The organism is Paenibacillus sp. EKM212P, assembly GCF_011066115.1.
GTDB lineage: Bacteria > Bacillota > Bacilli > Paenibacillales > Paenibacillaceae > Paenibacillus > Paenibacillus polymyxa_B.
Genome location: NZ_JAAMNR010000002.1, coordinates 245,029 through 260,281, shown reverse-complemented (window position 1 = coordinate 260,281; position 15,253 = coordinate 245,029). Strand labels below are relative to the sequence as shown.

Here is a 15,253-nt window from a genome sequence, read left to right as displayed (position 1 = left end):
GTCTCTCCTGTACATACTTCATTGTAGCCCTAGCTTCAAGTAGCAATAGCGCATGATGTTATATATGCGTTTGCCCGAACAGAAAGCATAACGCCAATCGCTTTCAAGGGGAAAATTTTTAAACTAACGCTGAATGCAAAATATGTGTTGGATGTCTTGAAAGTCTTTGAAAACGAAGTGACTACACTCGGGTATACTAGTTCCTCTAAGTCGCTCGCTTTCCAGAGTGACGAGTCGAGTTTCTACATTGTTCTTCCTTATAGGGTGACTGGTTAGATGAGTAAATACAATGGGAGAAAAATGATCTTTACTACTTATTACAGCGGCAGGCCGGTCTAAGATTAAGGAAGTTCGATTAGTGGAAACTATGGATAAGAAACAGATTTCTGTTTTTGAAAATATGCTAAATGATATTTTAGGAGCTTCAGCTAAACAGCAAGTGTCTTTTGGATAAGGGTATTTTGAGGATTGAAAACAGATAGTAGAATTTACAGGAATATAACTAAAAGTCCACATGTTAAAAAGAAGAACCCAAAGAGTATCGAAACAGAGCCTCTAAATTTCATGTCATCAATGTAAGCATCACTTGGTTCAGAGTCACCTTTGATCTTCCAGGCTTCGTTTACACGCCATCCCCAAGTGGGATTTCGTTTACTTAAAATACCAAGTGAGAAAAAAATAATCGCAATAAAAATAAGCATGAATCCCATTTGATCAACCCCTTTAAGTAAACTATACCAAAAAAGAACGACAGATGGAAAGTATCGTCTCTCAAGGACAGATAGAAGAAAAATAAGAGGGCTTTGCCCTCCATGTTATGGTTCAATTTTAATCTGAGTAGGCAACAGCATTAAAACTTTCTATTCCTATTCGGGTAGCATCTGCTGTGCAAAATAGATATAAGGTATACACCAATTCATTTGAAGGTAGTAGAGGGATATTGTAATCGGAAGCATTTATGGTGACGACCTGTACAGCGTTTGGGTTTGCTTCGGAGACACTTACAGAGTAAAGGGCGTAAGCAACAAGCGAATCGAAATTGCCTCTAACAATGGAAAAAGAAATAACGGAGTCGAATGGTGGTGGGGTAGGAAATGCAAGCTCAGCTATCCCGGATAATTGTACACGCATGTTTTCCCCTGCGCCCGTTACATCTAAGCCAAGCTCAGCAATGGCAACGGGTGTATGGCTGGCAAGGGAATAGAGATTGTATTACCGTAACTTGCGTTTTGAGATGTTCGAGCATCTAACAATCTAGTCATTATCTCATCTCCCTTTTTGGGTAAAGGATTTGCAAGCTGGAAATATAAAAATACAGACAGTGTAGGATTTGGACCGGTTGATTGAACTGGGTATTAAGCTTCGAAGGATGAGCTGTAATAATGCTAACACGATAGGGTCAGACCTATGCCTATTTTCCTGAAATGAAGTCAATAGCCCAATCTTTTTGGTTAATTGCACAATAAGCTACTTTGACTAGACTTTGGAGGTGACCATTAATTATGTTTCGACATTATTGTTGGCAGAAGAATATGCATCGGAGAAAATTTAGAAGATGTGTAGTTAAAAAAGTCAAAGTGTTACCGAAAGTTATTGTTAAAGGGATCCGAGGACCTCAAGGACCTCAAGGACCTCAAGGACCTCAAGGACCTCAGGGACCGCAGGGACTGCCGGGTCCACAGGGAGTTCCAGGCGCTCAAGGCCAGCAAGGGCTACAAGGTTTTCAAGGAATTGTCGGACCAACAGGACCAGCAGGAGCAGTAGGACCAGCAGGACCAGTGGGACCGGCAGGAGCGGTAGGTCCAGCAGGTCCAGCGGGGGCGGTAGGACCAGCAGGAGCAACGGGGGCAGCAGGGCCTGCAGGAGCCGGGATAACAGACTTCTTAAGTGTTTTCCGAGCAGATCCTGGTACGGGAACTGACACAGTTCCGGGTAACTCACCAATTACCTTTACAGGAGTTTTAGCTAATGTTGGTGGTGCATTTACTTTCACTCCTCCATCTACAACGATAACAATCAACGAAACGGGGAGCTATCTAATAGATTTTACAATTCATAACCAAGGTGATGCTAACTTTAACCTTACCGTAAATGGAATCCCTGTTACCCCTGTTCCCTTCACGGGTAACGGTGGCGGACCAATTTCGGCAGAAGTCATTATTACTGTAGGAGTCGTTCCTACAACTATTCAATTGGTAAATGCAAGTGCAACCCCAGCCCAACTTCATAACTTTACCAATACCACTCTTACTATATTAAAGTTGACTGTTTAAGCCATTCTTAATGATATATAGAACATTATATGTAGCCGCCTTAGAAAAGACTGTACGATTTCCATCGTCAGTTTGTCTAATTACACTCATAGTAAGCAGACGCATTTATGAGGGGATTGTGTAGCATGGCAAGAGAACGTAGTGGCAGTAATAAGAACCATTAAACACTACCACTACTCCAAAGCCTATCTTCAAAGTTGAAATGGATAACATTGTAAAAAAGATGATATTATTCAGACATAGAAATATGAATGCTAAGAAGGTCGGGAAACTTCTCCCACCTTCTTTTTTGTTGTGACAAATCGGAACTATTGCTTTGATCCGTCAGGTACGACAAACTCATGAGCGGCAATCAATATAAATTTTCTTTTTTGATTAGTCGCGAAAAATGGGAAGCTACAGAAGAACGGGCCGAGGTCGATTGGCCTAAAGTTGAGCATTGCATAAGGAAGCCTTTAACCTTGTGTTGGTAGAAGGACTGACGGAGGAAGAATACAAGAATGTAGACGAAGAGGGCATTAAGGAGTTGGATGGCCTCTTAGAACGATTTCTATAAGGGGTTGTTTCCACCTGATGAAGTTTATGAGCCTACGACGAAGAAGACCAAGAGGTTCCTGAGGATGATCGGAAAATAAACTGGATAGAATTTTGGGCTCTATGCGTGAGTAATGGTATTTCTGATTCAGAATAGACTAATATGACCATTCCAAAGATTAGAGCGCTCATGAAGGCCAAGAACAGAAACCGGGAATTCGAAATCATTCTCCACGCTGGTAAGGTGGAAAATAAAAAGCCGAAGAAGGTCAAGTCGCTATCTGATCTTGGTTTCTTCGCAAAGTAAATTAAGAAGCATCCGCAAACATGAAGTGCTCCTGCAAAGTAAACAGCTATCAAAAAGCAATAATTAAGCAGCCTGAGAAGGAGTCAGGTTGTTTAGTTTCTCTTGAAAGCGTTCATGGTTGTAGAAATGGATATACTTTTGAACGGCATTCTCCACCTGTTGAGCTAATGGAAGGAGTGGAGATAGAAACACTCGGTTTTAAAATGACTGAAGAAGTTCTCTATACATGCCTTGTCCCTGCAGTTCCTTTTTCGGGACATGTCGGCCTGTATTCCGTCTCGCTTGAGCAGGTTGGTATATTGGCGAGAGGTATATTGAAATTCTTGGTCGCTATACAGTAGAACACCTCGAGCATCCTGTCGCTTCCTTGCCTTTTTCACCGTATCTAACACCAGGCTCAAATCGTTTCTGCGGCTGATCTGTTAGGCAACAATTACGTTGTTAAAAAGATCCTGAATCGCGGAAGGGTAGGGTCTCTGTCCATTGAACATGAGGTAAATGGTGTCTATTACCCACTTCTTATTCGGCAGGTCAGCCTTAAGCTCCCAGTTCAGATGATTGCCAGAAATGACCTAGGGTTCTTTCTTGGCATAGTAGGGTCTTTTCCTACGAATGATCGCCTTGGTCCCCAGTTCACCCATAAGTCTCCGTACGCACTTATGATTCATATGTATGCTGTGGATTTGATTCAATTAAACCTTTATCCTGCGGTAACCGTGTATTCCCTTTAGTTCCTCGTCACATGCTATGATTTTTAGCTTCATAGCTTCATCTTTCCGCTGTTTGGGTGAAATAACATCTTCCATGTTATCCACTTATAAAAACCACTTTTGGACACTCGGTCCAGTTTACATAGTAGTACGAAGTTATGTCCCTTACTAAGCAATTCTTGGATCACCGCAAACTTTTTACTCTTGGGTACAGCCTCCATCCCTCCTTTGACATCTGCAAGAGCTTTTTTAGCATTTCATTTTCTGCTTCGAGGCGTTTCAGCTTGACCTCCGGATCTTCGGGGCGTGTTCGAGGTCTGCCGATGCCTGGCCCTTTTGCTATGTCTCGTTTTCCTCTAGATCTTTCATTCCCTCGGCTTTAAAGTGTCTCGCCCATCGGCGAACCAGCGAAGCGTCAATCTCCATTTCTCGTGCCACGTTTTTATATCCGATTCCCTTTTTGAGGTACAGATCCACTGTCTTTATCTTGAAGCTCACATCGTAAGTTTTTCTTATTTCTCCCATAGAAAAATCCCCTCCATAATAGACAGATTAGATGGCTTGCTCTTTTCTGTCTACTATGAGAGGAACATATCACACTTGGAGAGGTTTTTACTTTTGAACGAATGAAAGGAGCCAATTGGGGGCCAGTGCAAGCCTAATATATGTATATCTCAGATTGCGAAAATGACATGAGAAAAGGAAATAATATGATGAAGCGAATCGGAGTTTTTTTATTGATATCACTGCTGCCAGCACTCGCTACTTTATCCGTATGTGGTTTCCATATAAGCGGATTGATTTTACTTTTTTCATTGATCTTACTGACATACATGTATGTGCTTATAAATGAACAGATTCATTTTGCTCAATACGCAAAGTCCTCTATGGAAAGATTTAATCGTGACGTAGAATAATTTTCTTCTTGTAACTATAATAAGTGGTTTCAACAATGTTCCTAACTACTTCGGCTTGTTTAGAAATTACAATTTTCTCCGGGATATATACCTCCACCAGGGCCTAATAGTTTTGTCTGGCAGTTAGAATAATTTTACAGGTAAGACAGGTCGAAGAATTAGGGTTGATTCATTCGGACTTGTGGCTTATGTCTTAACAGGACAAGAGACCATTTCTTTAGGTCGAAGAGGTTCGGGTGGTAGCTTAATGCTCTTGGGTCGTAGAAATCCTGTAGGTGGGGGTAGCAGTTCATGTTCAACATAATTGTTTACGACAATATCTTCCAATGGTAATATGAGAACGAATAAACCGTTAGTGGAGGCATTTAGATGAATAAAAAGATGTATATGTTTATAGGTGCTTTACTTGGAGTACTGCTAGCTAATTCTGGTGGAGCTGCGGCAGATCAAGTGAAATTACTAGTTGGGAAGACTATTGCAGGGGAATACAATGTGAGAGTAAATGGAACAACATTGTCTGAAAACGCTATTGCCGTCGATGGTACAGCGTATGTACCTTTGCGTTCGATCTCAGAATCTTTGGGGGCGAACCTAGCGGTGAAGGGGAAAACTATTGAAATTGCAACAGGAACTCCTTCTTCAAATGTGGTTGTTAAAGAGCAGTCACAAGCTATAGCTTTGAAAGATAACCCATATACCAATTGGTCCAAGGAACTAATTGTAAAGCACATTGGAACTGTGGAAGAATTGATCGAAATACTTAATAATAATATTAAAAAATATGAAAAGTCATTGACTGACATCGATAGAAAAATAGGTGCGGCGGGCGACGATCAAAGACTTATTGAGCGCATTGAAAAAAGCGCCACTAAGACAAAAAAGGAATTACAAGAATCCAAAGACAGTTTATTAGAGCATAAAAAAGAGCTAGAACAACTTAAAGCAGCATTAGCTACTTAAATAAATATGTAGTAATCTAGTAGCAAACAAAAATTATATACTGTATACACAAAAGCCCTCTTAAACAGAGGGCTTTTACTCTTATATAAGGGAATTAGTATTAGACTGCACTCAAACAAAATAAACGGCAGCTATGGACGAGAAAATAAAATCCTAGACTGCCGTTTTTTTATTGAACTATTTTGTCCCTTTAGTCAATCTCTTCCCTTTTCATAAAGGTTGTTGTGCAAAGCTTTCTGTCGTTGAAATCATGTCTTACTCCAAGTCACTTTGTAAAATTCTAATCCCCACCGAGTTCAACCGTTTTCGTAGCGACACGGTCATGAAATTCCCGATCATGCTCCACGAATACAATGGTCGGCGTGTACTCAAGCAGCAGCTCTTCAATTTGCATCCGGGAAATCACGTCGACAAAGTTGAGCGGTTCGTCCCAAATATGCAGATGAGCCTCCTCACATAGGCTTCTCGCGATCAGAACCTTCTTCTTCTGACCGCCGCTAAACGCCGATATATCCTTCTCAAACTGGATGCGGGCGAAATCCAGCTTACGCAACACGGCCTTAAATAAGCTTTCGTCAATTCTGTGCTCTGCTGCATAATCGGAAAGCGTTCCTCGCAGATGAGAAGTATTCTGGGATACATAGGAAACGCGAAGCTGCGGCTCCCGCTGAAACGTTCCTGTATAGTGTAGCGTCTCATCGTTGAGCAGGCGGAGTAAGCTAGACTTACCTGAACCATTTGGACCTGAAATTGCAATCCGATCTCCTGGTTCGATCGTCAGACTAACGTTCTTGCAAACCGCTCTTTCCCCATAGTAAATCGTGACGTGATCCAACATCGCCAGTTCCGATTTGGGATACACGAGCTGAGAGATCGCAAGGCTTTCTGACTGTTCGATATTTCGGAGCAGTTTCGATTTTTCCTCTAAAGCTGCGTGTTGCCGCTGTTCGATGGATTTCGAGCGTTTCATCATTTTTGCTGCCTTATGCCCGACGTATCCCTTGTCAAGCTTGGAACCGGAATTTCGTGTGCCGTTTTTTGATTTTTCGGTCTCGAAAGACCAGCCGCTAGTACGTTTAGCAGAAGCTGATAAACGTTGTATATCTTTGTACAGTTTTTCGTTTTGTGCCATTTCAAACGTATCCTGGCGAGTTTTGTTCGTCCACCAGCTCGAGAAGTTGCCTTTTTGGATTTCGATATTCGTTTTGTTGATCGATAGAATATGATCCACGCAGCGGTCGAGAAAAGCCCGGTCGTGTGAAACAAGAATAAAACCGCGCTTCGTATTCAGATAATCGGCGACAAGCTTGCGTGCGTGCAAGTCGAGATGATTGGTCGGCTCGTCGATGAGCAGAAATCGATTGTCTTGGATGAATAACACGGCCAGCAATACCTTCGTCTGTTCTCCTTGGGACAGCGATTCGAATGGCCGGTACAACACGTCTTCTGAAACCTTAAGCAAGTTCAGTTCGCGCATCAACTTCCAGTTCTCATAGTTTGGCACGATCTCCTCGACGACGTCTAAGGTCAAATACTCAGGGTGTTCGACGGGAAACGGAAAATAATCAAAGGCGACTGGTGTGGAGATCGTACCGCTGTATTCGTACTTCCCCTGAAGCAGGTTTAAGAACGTAGTTTTCCCCCGACCGTTTCTCCCCGTAAAGCCCAACTTCCAGTCTGTATCAATTTGAAAATGAACATTTTCAAATATGGGGTCATAGCTGCCTGGATAGGCAAAAGTAAGATTGGTCACCTGAATGGCGGGCATGGCAATCATCCTTTCGTTTGGAAATAAAAAAGAGCCGCAAGAAAGGTGCTTTCTTGCGGCTCTAATCCATACGAGGAAATACGACCCCATTCCAAGGGGCCGTATGACTGTCCGGAGAGGGAGCGCAAACGAAACGCAGAGCTTTCTTGCAGAGATGAAATAAAACGACCACAGCCGATCGCTGAGTCCGTTCTTTTCGTGATCTCGAAGCAAGAAAGTCCTACATATATCCGTTCAACTCCCATCATCAAATTACATTCAGTTTATCACAATGGTAATTTAACTACAACCTGCGTAGTCCCGTTTAGGCTGAAGCCTCACGTAGGTCGACATGCTATTTAGATTGATTAATGTTATTCAACTATCCTGTTCGTTCGTATTAGGTTAATAACATATGGGTTTTTAAAATCCGTAGCGTTATAGCAGCTGAAGCAATCTAAGATATAAGTATGAAAGCCTCTGATAACTCAGGGGCTTATTTTGCGTACAATGAAAGGTGAGATCAGTAATGGATATACTTACAATTCACGGGGTAAGAGGATTTATTGATGGAAACGGCACGCCGCAATTGAATTTGGAGGATGTGGCTCGAGGATTAGGATTTACAGACAAATCCAAAAGTACAGAGTATGTCAAATAGGATAGAGTGAGGCAGTATTTATCGGATTTGAAGTTTTCGACAGAAGTGTCGAAAGATACTTTTATTCCCGAAAACATCTTTTATCGACTGGCAATGAAGGCAAGAAACGAAGTAGCTGAAGCATTTCAGGCCAAGGTAGCTGATAAAATATTGCCGTCGATCAGGAAGCATGGAATATATGCTACGGATAATGTGATTGACAATATCCTCAATAATCCTGACTTTGGAATTGAACTGGTGACTAAGCTCAAGGAAGAACGTGCTGCCAGAGTACAGGCGGAAAGGACAAATGCAATCCTAATGCATGTAAACAAAACGTATACGGCTACAGAGATTGCCAAGGAACTCGGATTTAAGTCAGCAATTGCGCTTAACCATGATTTAGGCAATCGAAAGATTCAATTCAGGCAGAATGACACATGGTTGTTGTATAGCAGATATGCGGATTGCAGCTATGTTGAAATCAAACAAGAAGTTCTTGATAACGGTAAAGTGATCTATCACCGCAGATTTACTCAGTTAGGTCGTGAATGGCTTTTGAAAATTTATAATAAGGAACAATCAAAGGCATCTGTAAGTTAAAGGTGTCTTTTTTGCTGTCCAAGGAGGTGATGAAACCCGTGGCAAAAATAAAATCCGCATTGGATATACAAGTGGATCTAACAAGGCCAGTTGAAGAATTGACTGAGGTCATTTCTGCTGTCATTGCTTCGCAGCCAGCACGCCGGAAAGAAATACTTATAGGTTTGGATATAGCAGTAGGAAGTGCTTTAGCAGAAATACAGGCAGCAGGTCAATGCGGCAAGACATCATTCAAGAGGCGGGAGCGGAAGCTTTGCAGCGTGCGGATGTTGATTACATCAAGCGCGGCGTGGACGACATTCGGCTCGAACAGAGGGTGCAGGTCCAAAGGATTGATGCCTTATCCGAACGGGTTACGCGGGTTGAAGAATCAGCGAAACAGGCTCATAAACGACTTGATCGAAAAGAAGAAACGGGAGGAATTTAACAATGGATTGGAATACAGTATGGTCGTTAATCGACCCTAAATTGTTAATCGTTGTAGCTGTTGTATTAGGGAATGAATTAAGACTAGTCCACGTTAATGTGTCTCCTTTGCCAACAGTTTTATAGACATATTCTCTCCCGTTACCCTGCAAACTCCAAGTGAGATTTGATGTTCCTTTATTCCGAACTTTAATCTTTACATGTCCACAATCTTTTTTAACAGTTGTTGAATTTATCGTTAAATAACGGAAAAAGATTCTATCTGCCAAAGTTTGATAGAATCTTTTTTTTGCAGGACAAATTCCCCCTAACTTCGACACTCATGGAATGACAACAGGATTGGGGAAAGAATTCGATCTGAGCATGAAAGAGGTCAATGAATTTATCACATGGTACGAAAGTAAGCAGGATGGATCTGGATCGGCTTCATATGCCATCAATAAGCACGATAACAATAAAGGACCATTCAGCAACCGCAAGGATTACATGCTATACGATCGTATTCTGACGTTTGAAGTAAGTGAATACTTTAAATAAATCGAAAAGCTCTGTTACCTTAATTGGTCTGCAGAGCTTTTAACTGTTCACGGCTTTTAGAATATATCCAGGTATTCTTTCTGGAATTTGATGAAATCTTGCACACTGTCGTGATAGGTAAATCTACCGCCATTTTTATCAATAATCCAGTTGATCTTCTCGTCATTTAACAAGATTCCATACATGCAGTGATTAAGCAGTTCAATTTGCTTTTCATCCCTAATTCGGATCAAATGTTTTTCTTCTTCGACAATGAGGTACCATTTCGTTTCTGTTTCATCTACATCTACATCTACGTCTACATCCGCATCTACATACAGTATTGATACCGACAAGGGGAATGGCCAGTCAAACCAATGTCCTCGCTTTTCTTCTCTATAACCTTCAAATGCCATGGTTATTTCCCCCTACTTGGATAATTTATATCTAACGTGCTGCGATTGTACGCTTAATTGGAAACTGTTTTACGGAAGTGGCAGCTATCCTCAGCCTTTGGCATCTTGGCACCAATCTGGTGAATGACCTGCTGTTTGAGGCTGGTACTAGCTGGGATACGTCTGTTTAGGCTGGGCTAACGGAGTTGTGAACTCTGGATTTTATTATAAATTTCTCATTTGCTCAGGTTTTTAAAGACAATGCTGGTTCAAGGAAACATTTGCGGCAGCCCTTTTTGACATTGGACGACACAGGCTTTTAGGAATACACACATTAAGTTTACTGCTAGTTCTTACTGGCTCAGGAATATCGCCCCCATATTCTTTCCATGGCTTCACGTACACCATCGTAAACTTCTGCAAAAGTTCAGTGTCGCTTTGGCAACCGTCTAATCCGCTATTGTTGCGCAATAGTTGTATCCTCTTTTATCGTTCATTGTTCTGATCTGTATAGTATACGGAAAACGACAGGTAACAAAGAAGTTGAGCGCTTTGTTACCCGATATCAAAACGCTACTACCAATACTCTACAGTTATTCTACTGAGCAATGACGTGGGCCCAACATGAACGAACTGGAGTTGAAAACAGGTAGCAGTGTAGTGGACATAAAGGCGCGTCTGCTGGCTTTGGAAGAGGGGGACAACAAGAGCGATATACGCTCTATATTGTAATCATAGAGGGCTGGAATGGTGACCCAAAGATCATTACATTTTCTCGTATGGAAATAGGCGCTGTATTAAACCTCCAATGATATGGAGCTTATTTTTTGTACTCGGAATATAATTTGCGCATAACACATCAGGAGGCTGCACTCATGTCTTGAATGTATCTTATTTCTGAAGTGGTTTGTTTCTTATATTTAAAACAAATGGATGGAAAAGATCGGATATATATAATTACATTTTTTCCTATTCTAGATAAGGTGGTAGAATGAAAAAAATAGGTAGGGTCAAAAGTGAAAACCCCTTATTCACAGTCTGTTTTACACCATAACCAAATTTTAATGTGGCTTTGTGTTCTTTCGTTTTTTAGTGTGTTAAATGAAATGGTTCTTAATATCTCTTTACCTGATATTGCTGATGAATTCAATAAAACACCAGCCGTTACAAATTGGGTAAATACTGCCTTTATGCTAAGTTTTTCTATAGGAGCCGCTGTATACGGAAAGCTATCTGATCAGTTAGGTATTAAAAGGTTGCTTCTGTTTGGAATGATAGTGAATTGCATAGGATCATTAATTGGATTTATGGGACATACTTTTTTTCCAACACTTATCTTGGGGCGATTTATACAAGGGATTGGTGCAGCTCCATTTCCTTCACTTGTGATGGTCGTAGTTGCTCGCTATATCCCAAAAGAAAACAGGGGCAAGGCATATGGCCTCATCGGGTCTATCGTAGCAATGGGTGAAGGGATAGGACCGGCTATTGGTGGGATGATTGCTCATTATATTCATTGGTCTCATTTACTGCTTCTTCCTGTTCTAACATTTGTCACTGTTCCCTTCCTGATAAAATTATTGAAAAAGGAAGTCATATCAAAGGGTTCACTTGACATTGCAGGAATCGTGCTTATATCTCTAGGCATTGTAATGTTTATGTTGTATACAACGTCTTACAGAATTTCTTTTCTGGTGATAAGTATTCTTTTCTTCTTGATCTTTTTAAAACATATCAGACAAGTAACCATTCCTTTTGTTGATCCTTCATTGGGGAAAAATACTGCATTTATGATAGGAATCCTTTGTGGCGGACTTATGTTTGGTACCGTAGCTGGATTTGTTTCTATGGTCCCTTATATGATGAAAGACGTTCATCACTTAAGTACCGCAATGATTGGCAGTGGAATTATTTTTCCTGGAACGATGAGTGTTATTTTCTTTGGTTTCCTTGGAGGAGCACTTGTTGATAAGAAAGGTTCCTTACATGTGCTAGCAGTCGGCGTTGCATTTCTTGCCATCAGCTTTTTGATAGCTGCTTTCTTTATTGAAATGACACCTTGGCTGATGTCTATTATTATAGTCTTTGTTTTCGGTGGTCTTTCTTTTATTAAAACAGTAATATCCACTATTGTTTCAAGTAGTTTAAGACAAGAAGAAGCTGGCGCAGGAATGAGCTTGCTTAATTTTATAAGCTTTTTATCAGAAGGAACAGGGATTTCAGTTGTAGGAGGCTTATTATCAATACGTTTTATTCATCAAAAATTTATACCAATCATTAATTTTCCATCTGCTTATTTATATAGCAATATGTTATTGATTTTTACAGTGGTCATTATAATTAGCGGGATTTTAACTGTTATTGTATATAGACGTTCAGTTTCAGATTCCTGATAAGAGCAGAAAAGGATTACATGCTGAAAATGATCGCATCCTCACGTTTGAAGTAAGTGGATACTCTAAATAAATCAAAAGCTCTGCTAACCTTAATTGGTTGGCAGAGCTTTGTTTGCTGATCAGTTTGATTTTAAGCTAATTTGAATGCTTAAACTTATAATACCAAAAAATCGCTTTTTCACGGGCTGTGGAAAAGCTAGAATATAGCATAGTATCAACTCCGCCGATTACAAAGTTATTTTTAGCATAGAATCGACAAGCTAAAACATTCACATCCTGTGTTTCAAGCATAAGACCAACAAGGTTATTCTGCTTAGCCCACTCGGTTGCTTTACTCAATAAGGCTGCTCCGATTCCCTTGTGTCTCCAGTCTTTAGCGACGGCAATATCCTCAATTAGAGCATAGCCATTCCAATTAGTACAAAGTTTAATTTGTCCAACACAGTCGTTCTTATCATAATATAAAAAAATAGATTTTCCTTGTTCATCAATATAACTGATATCAACGTCATCATCCTCATACTGTTTAAAATATGGTTCGGGAAAACTTTCTTCTATATATGTCCAATTATCGTTCTCGTATTTAGGTATAATCCTTCCTGACACAATAAAGCCGTTATTCTCATTTGACTTCTTAAAATCTCCCATATTCGAAAGTGACATTTTAATTATCATGGCTTGTCTCCTCCTGGTTTAATTTCTCTATGCACACTATTCTAAAAGAGAACCACCTTTTCCTGTCTGTTAGATTTATAAAAAGAGCAAAATTGTAGCGACTGTTCAACTATGTGTGATATTCTACGATCTCGTCCGCTTGCTTCAACGATTCATAGCAGTAGTTAGGTGTGCTGTTTAACACTAAAAAAAAGCAGGAAGAATCCTTCCTGCTTTTGCTTGAAAACGATTATTAACGTCTGCGTTGTCTATCATTCACGCTAAACAGATTAACAGCCAGTGCGTTACCTCTTGCACGCGCAACAGCTCTTTGATTCGAACGGATGTTTGATCTTCTTCTTCTCAAATCACGTCTGCAATGTCTTCTGCTCATATGATCACCTCCCTTCAAGGAAATGAAGGTACGGATGAATCTTAGTGGTGTTTATGCTTACGCTTGGAAATTTTGATATTCAAGGCATTGGTTGCTAGTGCATTTCCGCTTCCTGTTTTAGCAGCTGCGGCTTGAAAGACTTTAACGACCAGATATCTGTTTTTTCCGATGCGATGCTTATACGTTTTAACTCTATTTCTGATCATCTGCATGTCTCCTTTGCTTAGGTCTGCTATATACTATGTCAATTATGATAGTAATGTATCAGCATAAATCTATTAAAAGCAAAAAGAAGCTGGTACCTATATTCCTAATGGTTAACAAAAAACTCATGCGAACCTGTCTTCGCCATTTCAACTTTACGTTGCAGAAGAATGTTACAGGCAGGTCGGCATGAGTCTAATAGTGTAGATAAAGATAATAAGCAGTTAGTATGAAAATTATTTACTATTAAGAGTGTTAAGTTTTTTCTCGTAGTACGCCTCTTGAGCAAGAATATGATTCAGTTGTTCAGAGAGCAGTTTATATTCTTGGCTGTCTTCTGGGTAATTGTTTCTTTCGGAAATTACAGCTTCGAGTTGCTTTTCTAAATACCTGAAATGGATAAGTATTTGTATGTACTGAATACGATCGTAGGTTGTTATGTGTGATTTCTCTTCTGCATACAAATGATCCATTGTTGGTACTACACAGTTTATGGCGATAAATATCACAACAAACGCTGAAATTATAATTTTTTTCATTTAATTCCTCCTACAGAGCTATGAGTAATTAATATACCATATTTATCTAAAACAAAGAAAGATCTATTAGTTTTGCCCATCAATATAGCTGCTCAAGATCAGTGGGTGATTATTTGAGATGAGGAGGCTGATTTTATAGTAGAAACAATAGGAATAGGTTGCTGAAATGAAAAAATAGTTGTGAGATACATAGTATACATAATAACAATACAAAACCGGCTTGCCCTAGGCAGCCGGTTTTGTATTAGTGGTTAGAATAACGGGGAAGAAAGAACGAGAAATCAGTGGAAGTCCCGGAAGAGTCCTACAACCTTGCCTAAAATGCTGACGTGTGTCAGGCGAAGCGGTTCAAAGGCTGGGTTTTCAGGTTGAAGCCGGATATGATCTTTTTCTTTGTAGAAGGTTTTAACTGTAGCTTCGTCTTCATCTGTCATAGCTACAACAATATCGCCATTATCAGCGGTCTGCTGCTGACGTACGATTACATAGTCTCCGTTAGCAATCCCAGCCTCAATCATGCTTTCGCCTACAACAGATAACATGAATATTTTATCCTCACCAACAAAGTGTTGGGGAAGAGGAAAGTAATCTTCAATATTTTCTGTCGCCGTAATAGGAAGGCCAGCAGTTACTTTGCCGACGACGGGGACACGACTAATGGAGTAATTAATCAAGTTGCTGTTATCCGATTCGTCTTGACCGAGTAACTCAATAGCCCGTGGTTTTGTAGGATCGCGTCGAATGAGTCCTTTTTTCTCTAAACGATCCAAATGACCGTGAACCGTAGAACTGGAGGCCAATCCGACAGCCTCGCCTATTTCGCGTACAGAAGGGGGGTATCCCTTTAGACGCACTTCATTGCGGATAAATTCAAGAATGGCCTGCTGGCGGCTCGAAATCTTAGACATACCGTATCAACCCCATTTAGTAACGTTTGGGAAAATTATAGCATAGAACCTCCGTTCGTACAAACATAAGTTCTAAATAATCCCTAAAAATAATCGCGAACTTTTGTTCTCTTTTCTATTGAACAAAACA

The 15,253-nt window shown here is 40.4% G+C and carries 20 protein-coding genes and 1 pseudogene; 9 read left to right on the top strand and 12 right to left on the bottom strand.

Features of this window, described 5'->3' with window-relative positions; all coding sequences use genetic code 11:
- Window positions 1-45: 45 nt before the first annotated feature.
- Complete coding sequence (locus G9G54_RS25530; protein WP_165177512.1) at window positions 46-276, top strand: hypothetical protein; 231 nt, start codon at window positions 46-48, stop codon at window positions 274-276.
- A gap of 212 nt (window positions 277-488) precedes the next feature.
- On the opposite strand, the gene G9G54_RS07320 is transcribed toward G9G54_RS25530, so the two are convergent.
- Window positions 489-710 carry a DUF6199 family natural product biosynthesis protein gene (locus tag G9G54_RS07320; RefSeq protein WP_165177070.1) on the bottom strand — a complete coding sequence of 74 codons (222 nt, stop codon included), beginning with the start codon at window positions 708-710 and terminating at the stop codon, window positions 489-491.
- Between the two features lie 341 nt (window positions 711-1,051).
- On the opposite strand from G9G54_RS07320, the gene G9G54_RS25525 reads away from it, so the two are divergent.
- Both G9G54_RS25525 and G9G54_RS07315 read left to right on the top strand, forming a co-directional pair.
- The gene (locus tag G9G54_RS25525; protein ID WP_238807846.1) at window positions 1,052-1,204 is read left to right on the top strand and encodes a hypothetical protein; all 153 of its coding nucleotides are present in this window, start codon (window positions 1,052-1,054) and stop codon (window positions 1,202-1,204) included.
- Between the two features lie 373 nt (window positions 1,205-1,577).
- Window positions 1,578-2,273 (top strand): BclA C-terminal domain-containing protein, encoded by a 696-nt coding sequence (locus G9G54_RS07315; RefSeq protein WP_446723018.1) that lies wholly within the window; start codon window positions 1,578-1,580, stop codon window positions 2,271-2,273.
- A 904-nt stretch (window positions 2,274-3,177) separates the two neighbouring features.
- On the opposite strand, the gene G9G54_RS26215 is transcribed toward G9G54_RS07315, so the two are convergent.
- The 4 genes from G9G54_RS26215 to G9G54_RS25515 form a co-directional block, all read right to left on the bottom strand.
- Window positions 3,178-3,270 carry an IS3 family transposase gene (locus tag G9G54_RS26215; RefSeq protein ID WP_165177066.1) on the bottom strand — a complete coding sequence of 31 codons (93 nt, stop codon included), beginning with the start codon at window positions 3,268-3,270 and terminating at the stop codon, window positions 3,178-3,180.
- A gap of 8 nt (window positions 3,271-3,278) precedes the next feature.
- Entirely contained in the window at window positions 3,279-3,494 is a 216-nt protein-coding gene (locus tag G9G54_RS26210; RefSeq protein WP_165177064.1) for a DDE-type integrase/transposase/recombinase, read from the bottom strand.
- 192 nt (window positions 3,495-3,686) lie between these two features.
- Complete coding sequence (locus G9G54_RS26205) at window positions 3,687-3,806, bottom strand: IS3 family transposase (protein ID WP_446723017.1); 120 nt, start codon at window positions 3,804-3,806, stop codon at window positions 3,687-3,689.
- Between the two features lie 357 nt (window positions 3,807-4,163).
- Complete coding sequence (locus G9G54_RS25515) at window positions 4,164-4,349, bottom strand: transposase (RefSeq protein ID WP_238807837.1); 186 nt, start codon at window positions 4,347-4,349, stop codon at window positions 4,164-4,166.
- Window positions 4,350-5,110: 761 nt separating this feature from the next.
- Here G9G54_RS25515 and G9G54_RS07295 point away from each other — a divergent pair.
- Window positions 5,111-5,701: a stalk domain-containing protein gene (locus G9G54_RS07295; protein WP_165177062.1), complete on the top strand. Its 591-nt coding sequence runs from the start codon at window positions 5,111-5,113 to the stop codon at window positions 5,699-5,701.
- Window positions 5,702-5,981: 280 nt separating this feature from the next.
- Here the strand turns inward: G9G54_RS07295 and abc-f are convergent, their stop codons facing one another.
- Window positions 5,982-7,469 (bottom strand): ribosomal protection-like ABC-F family protein, encoded by a 1,488-nt coding sequence (gene abc-f / locus G9G54_RS07290; RefSeq protein ID WP_165177060.1) that lies wholly within the window; start codon window positions 7,467-7,469, stop codon window positions 5,982-5,984.
- A 508-nt stretch (window positions 7,470-7,977) separates the two neighbouring features.
- Between abc-f and G9G54_RS25985 the strand changes: the two genes are divergently transcribed.
- The 4 genes and pseudogenes from G9G54_RS25985 to G9G54_RS07275 form a co-directional block, all read left to right on the top strand.
- The gene (locus tag G9G54_RS25985) at window positions 7,978-8,109 is read left to right on the top strand and encodes a hypothetical protein (RefSeq protein ID WP_274597336.1); all 132 of its coding nucleotides are present in this window, start codon (window positions 7,978-7,980) and stop codon (window positions 8,107-8,109) included.
- Between the two features lie 27 nt (window positions 8,110-8,136).
- Window positions 8,137-8,691: a phage antirepressor KilAC domain-containing protein gene (locus G9G54_RS25510; protein ID WP_238807829.1), complete on the top strand. Its 555-nt coding sequence runs from the start codon at window positions 8,137-8,139 to the stop codon at window positions 8,689-8,691.
- 38 nt (window positions 8,692-8,729) lie between these two features.
- Window positions 8,730-9,158: a hypothetical protein gene (locus G9G54_RS25235; RefSeq protein ID WP_194362204.1), complete on the top strand. Its 429-nt coding sequence runs from the start codon at window positions 8,730-8,732 to the stop codon at window positions 9,156-9,158.
- Between the two features lie 286 nt (window positions 9,159-9,444).
- A pseudogene (locus G9G54_RS07275) lies at window positions 9,445-9,654 on the top strand (fibronectin type III domain-containing protein); the annotation flags it as partial.
- A 56-nt stretch (window positions 9,655-9,710) separates the two neighbouring features.
- Here G9G54_RS07275 and G9G54_RS07270 read toward each other — a convergent pair.
- Window positions 9,711-10,049: a hypothetical protein gene (locus G9G54_RS07270; RefSeq protein WP_165177058.1), complete on the bottom strand. Its 339-nt coding sequence runs from the start codon at window positions 10,047-10,049 to the stop codon at window positions 9,711-9,713.
- A 995-nt stretch (window positions 10,050-11,044) separates the two neighbouring features.
- On the opposite strand from G9G54_RS07270, the gene tet reads away from it, so the two are divergent.
- Window positions 11,045-12,421 carry a Tet(L)/Tet(K)/Tet(45) family tetracycline efflux MFS transporter gene (gene tet, locus G9G54_RS07265; protein WP_165177056.1) on the top strand — a complete coding sequence of 459 codons (1,377 nt, stop codon included), beginning with the start codon at window positions 11,045-11,047 and terminating at the stop codon, window positions 12,419-12,421.
- A gap of 138 nt (window positions 12,422-12,559) precedes the next feature.
- On the opposite strand, the gene G9G54_RS07260 is transcribed toward tet, so the two are convergent.
- The 5 genes from G9G54_RS07260 to lexA all read right to left on the bottom strand — a co-directional run bounded on the left by G9G54_RS07260 (window position 12,560) and on the right by lexA (window position 15,123).
- Window positions 12,560-13,099 carry a GNAT family N-acetyltransferase gene (locus G9G54_RS07260; protein ID WP_165177054.1) on the bottom strand — a complete coding sequence of 180 codons (540 nt, stop codon included), beginning with the start codon at window positions 13,097-13,099 and terminating at the stop codon, window positions 12,560-12,562.
- Between the two features lie 232 nt (window positions 13,100-13,331).
- Window positions 13,332-13,472 (bottom strand): hypothetical protein, encoded by a 141-nt coding sequence (locus tag G9G54_RS07255; RefSeq protein ID WP_165177052.1) that lies wholly within the window; start codon window positions 13,470-13,472, stop codon window positions 13,332-13,334.
- 41 nt (window positions 13,473-13,513) lie between these two features.
- Window positions 13,514-13,678 carry a hypothetical protein gene (locus G9G54_RS07250; RefSeq protein WP_016821950.1) on the bottom strand — a complete coding sequence of 55 codons (165 nt, stop codon included), beginning with the start codon at window positions 13,676-13,678 and terminating at the stop codon, window positions 13,514-13,516.
- A 234-nt stretch (window positions 13,679-13,912) separates the two neighbouring features.
- Complete coding sequence (locus tag G9G54_RS07245) at window positions 13,913-14,215, bottom strand: hypothetical protein (protein ID WP_165177050.1); 303 nt, start codon at window positions 14,213-14,215, stop codon at window positions 13,913-13,915.
- Between the two features lie 281 nt (window positions 14,216-14,496).
- Window positions 14,497-15,123, bottom strand: a complete 627-nt coding sequence (gene lexA, locus G9G54_RS07240; RefSeq protein ID WP_013310545.1) for a transcriptional repressor LexA — start codon at window positions 15,121-15,123, stop codon at window positions 14,497-14,499.
- Between the last annotated feature and the right edge of the window lie 130 nt (window positions 15,124-15,253).

Coding starts and splice junctions, on each gene's coding strand:
- abc-f (WP_165177060.1), bottom strand. CDS start 7,469: ATGCCCGCCATTCAGGTGACCAATCTTACTTTTGCCTATCCAGGCAGC.
- G9G54_RS07255 (WP_165177052.1), bottom strand. CDS start 13,472: ATGAGCAGAAGACATTGCAGACGTGATTTGAGAAGAAGAAGATCAAAC.
- lexA (WP_013310545.1), bottom strand. CDS start 15,123: ATGTCTAAGATTTCGAGCCGCCAGCAGGCCATTCTTGAATTTATCCGC.
- G9G54_RS25985 (WP_274597336.1), top strand. CDS start 7,978: ATGGATATACTTACAATTCACGGGGTAAGAGGATTTATTGATGGAAAC.
- G9G54_RS25515 (WP_238807837.1), bottom strand. CDS start 4,349: ATGGGAGAAATAAGAAAAACTTACGATGTGAGCTTCAAGATAAAGACA.
- G9G54_RS07270 (WP_165177058.1), bottom strand. CDS start 10,049: ATGGCATTTGAAGGTTATAGAGAAGAAAAGCGAGGACATTGGTTTGAC.
- G9G54_RS07260 (WP_165177054.1), bottom strand. CDS start 13,099: ATGATAATTAAAATGTCACTTTCGAATATGGGAGATTTTAAGAAGTCA.
- G9G54_RS07320 (WP_165177070.1), bottom strand. CDS start 710: ATGGGATTCATGCTTATTTTTATTGCGATTATTTTTTTCTCACTTGGT.
- G9G54_RS07245 (WP_165177050.1), bottom strand. CDS start 14,215: ATGAAAAAAATTATAATTTCAGCGTTTGTTGTGATATTTATCGCCATA.
- G9G54_RS25525 (WP_238807846.1), top strand. CDS start 1,052: ATGGAAAAAGAAATAACGGAGTCGAATGGTGGTGGGGTAGGAAATGCA.
- G9G54_RS07250 (WP_016821950.1), bottom strand. CDS start 13,678: ATGATCAGAAATAGAGTTAAAACGTATAAGCATCGCATCGGAAAAAAC.
- G9G54_RS07295 (WP_165177062.1), top strand. CDS start 5,111: ATGAATAAAAAGATGTATATGTTTATAGGTGCTTTACTTGGAGTACTG.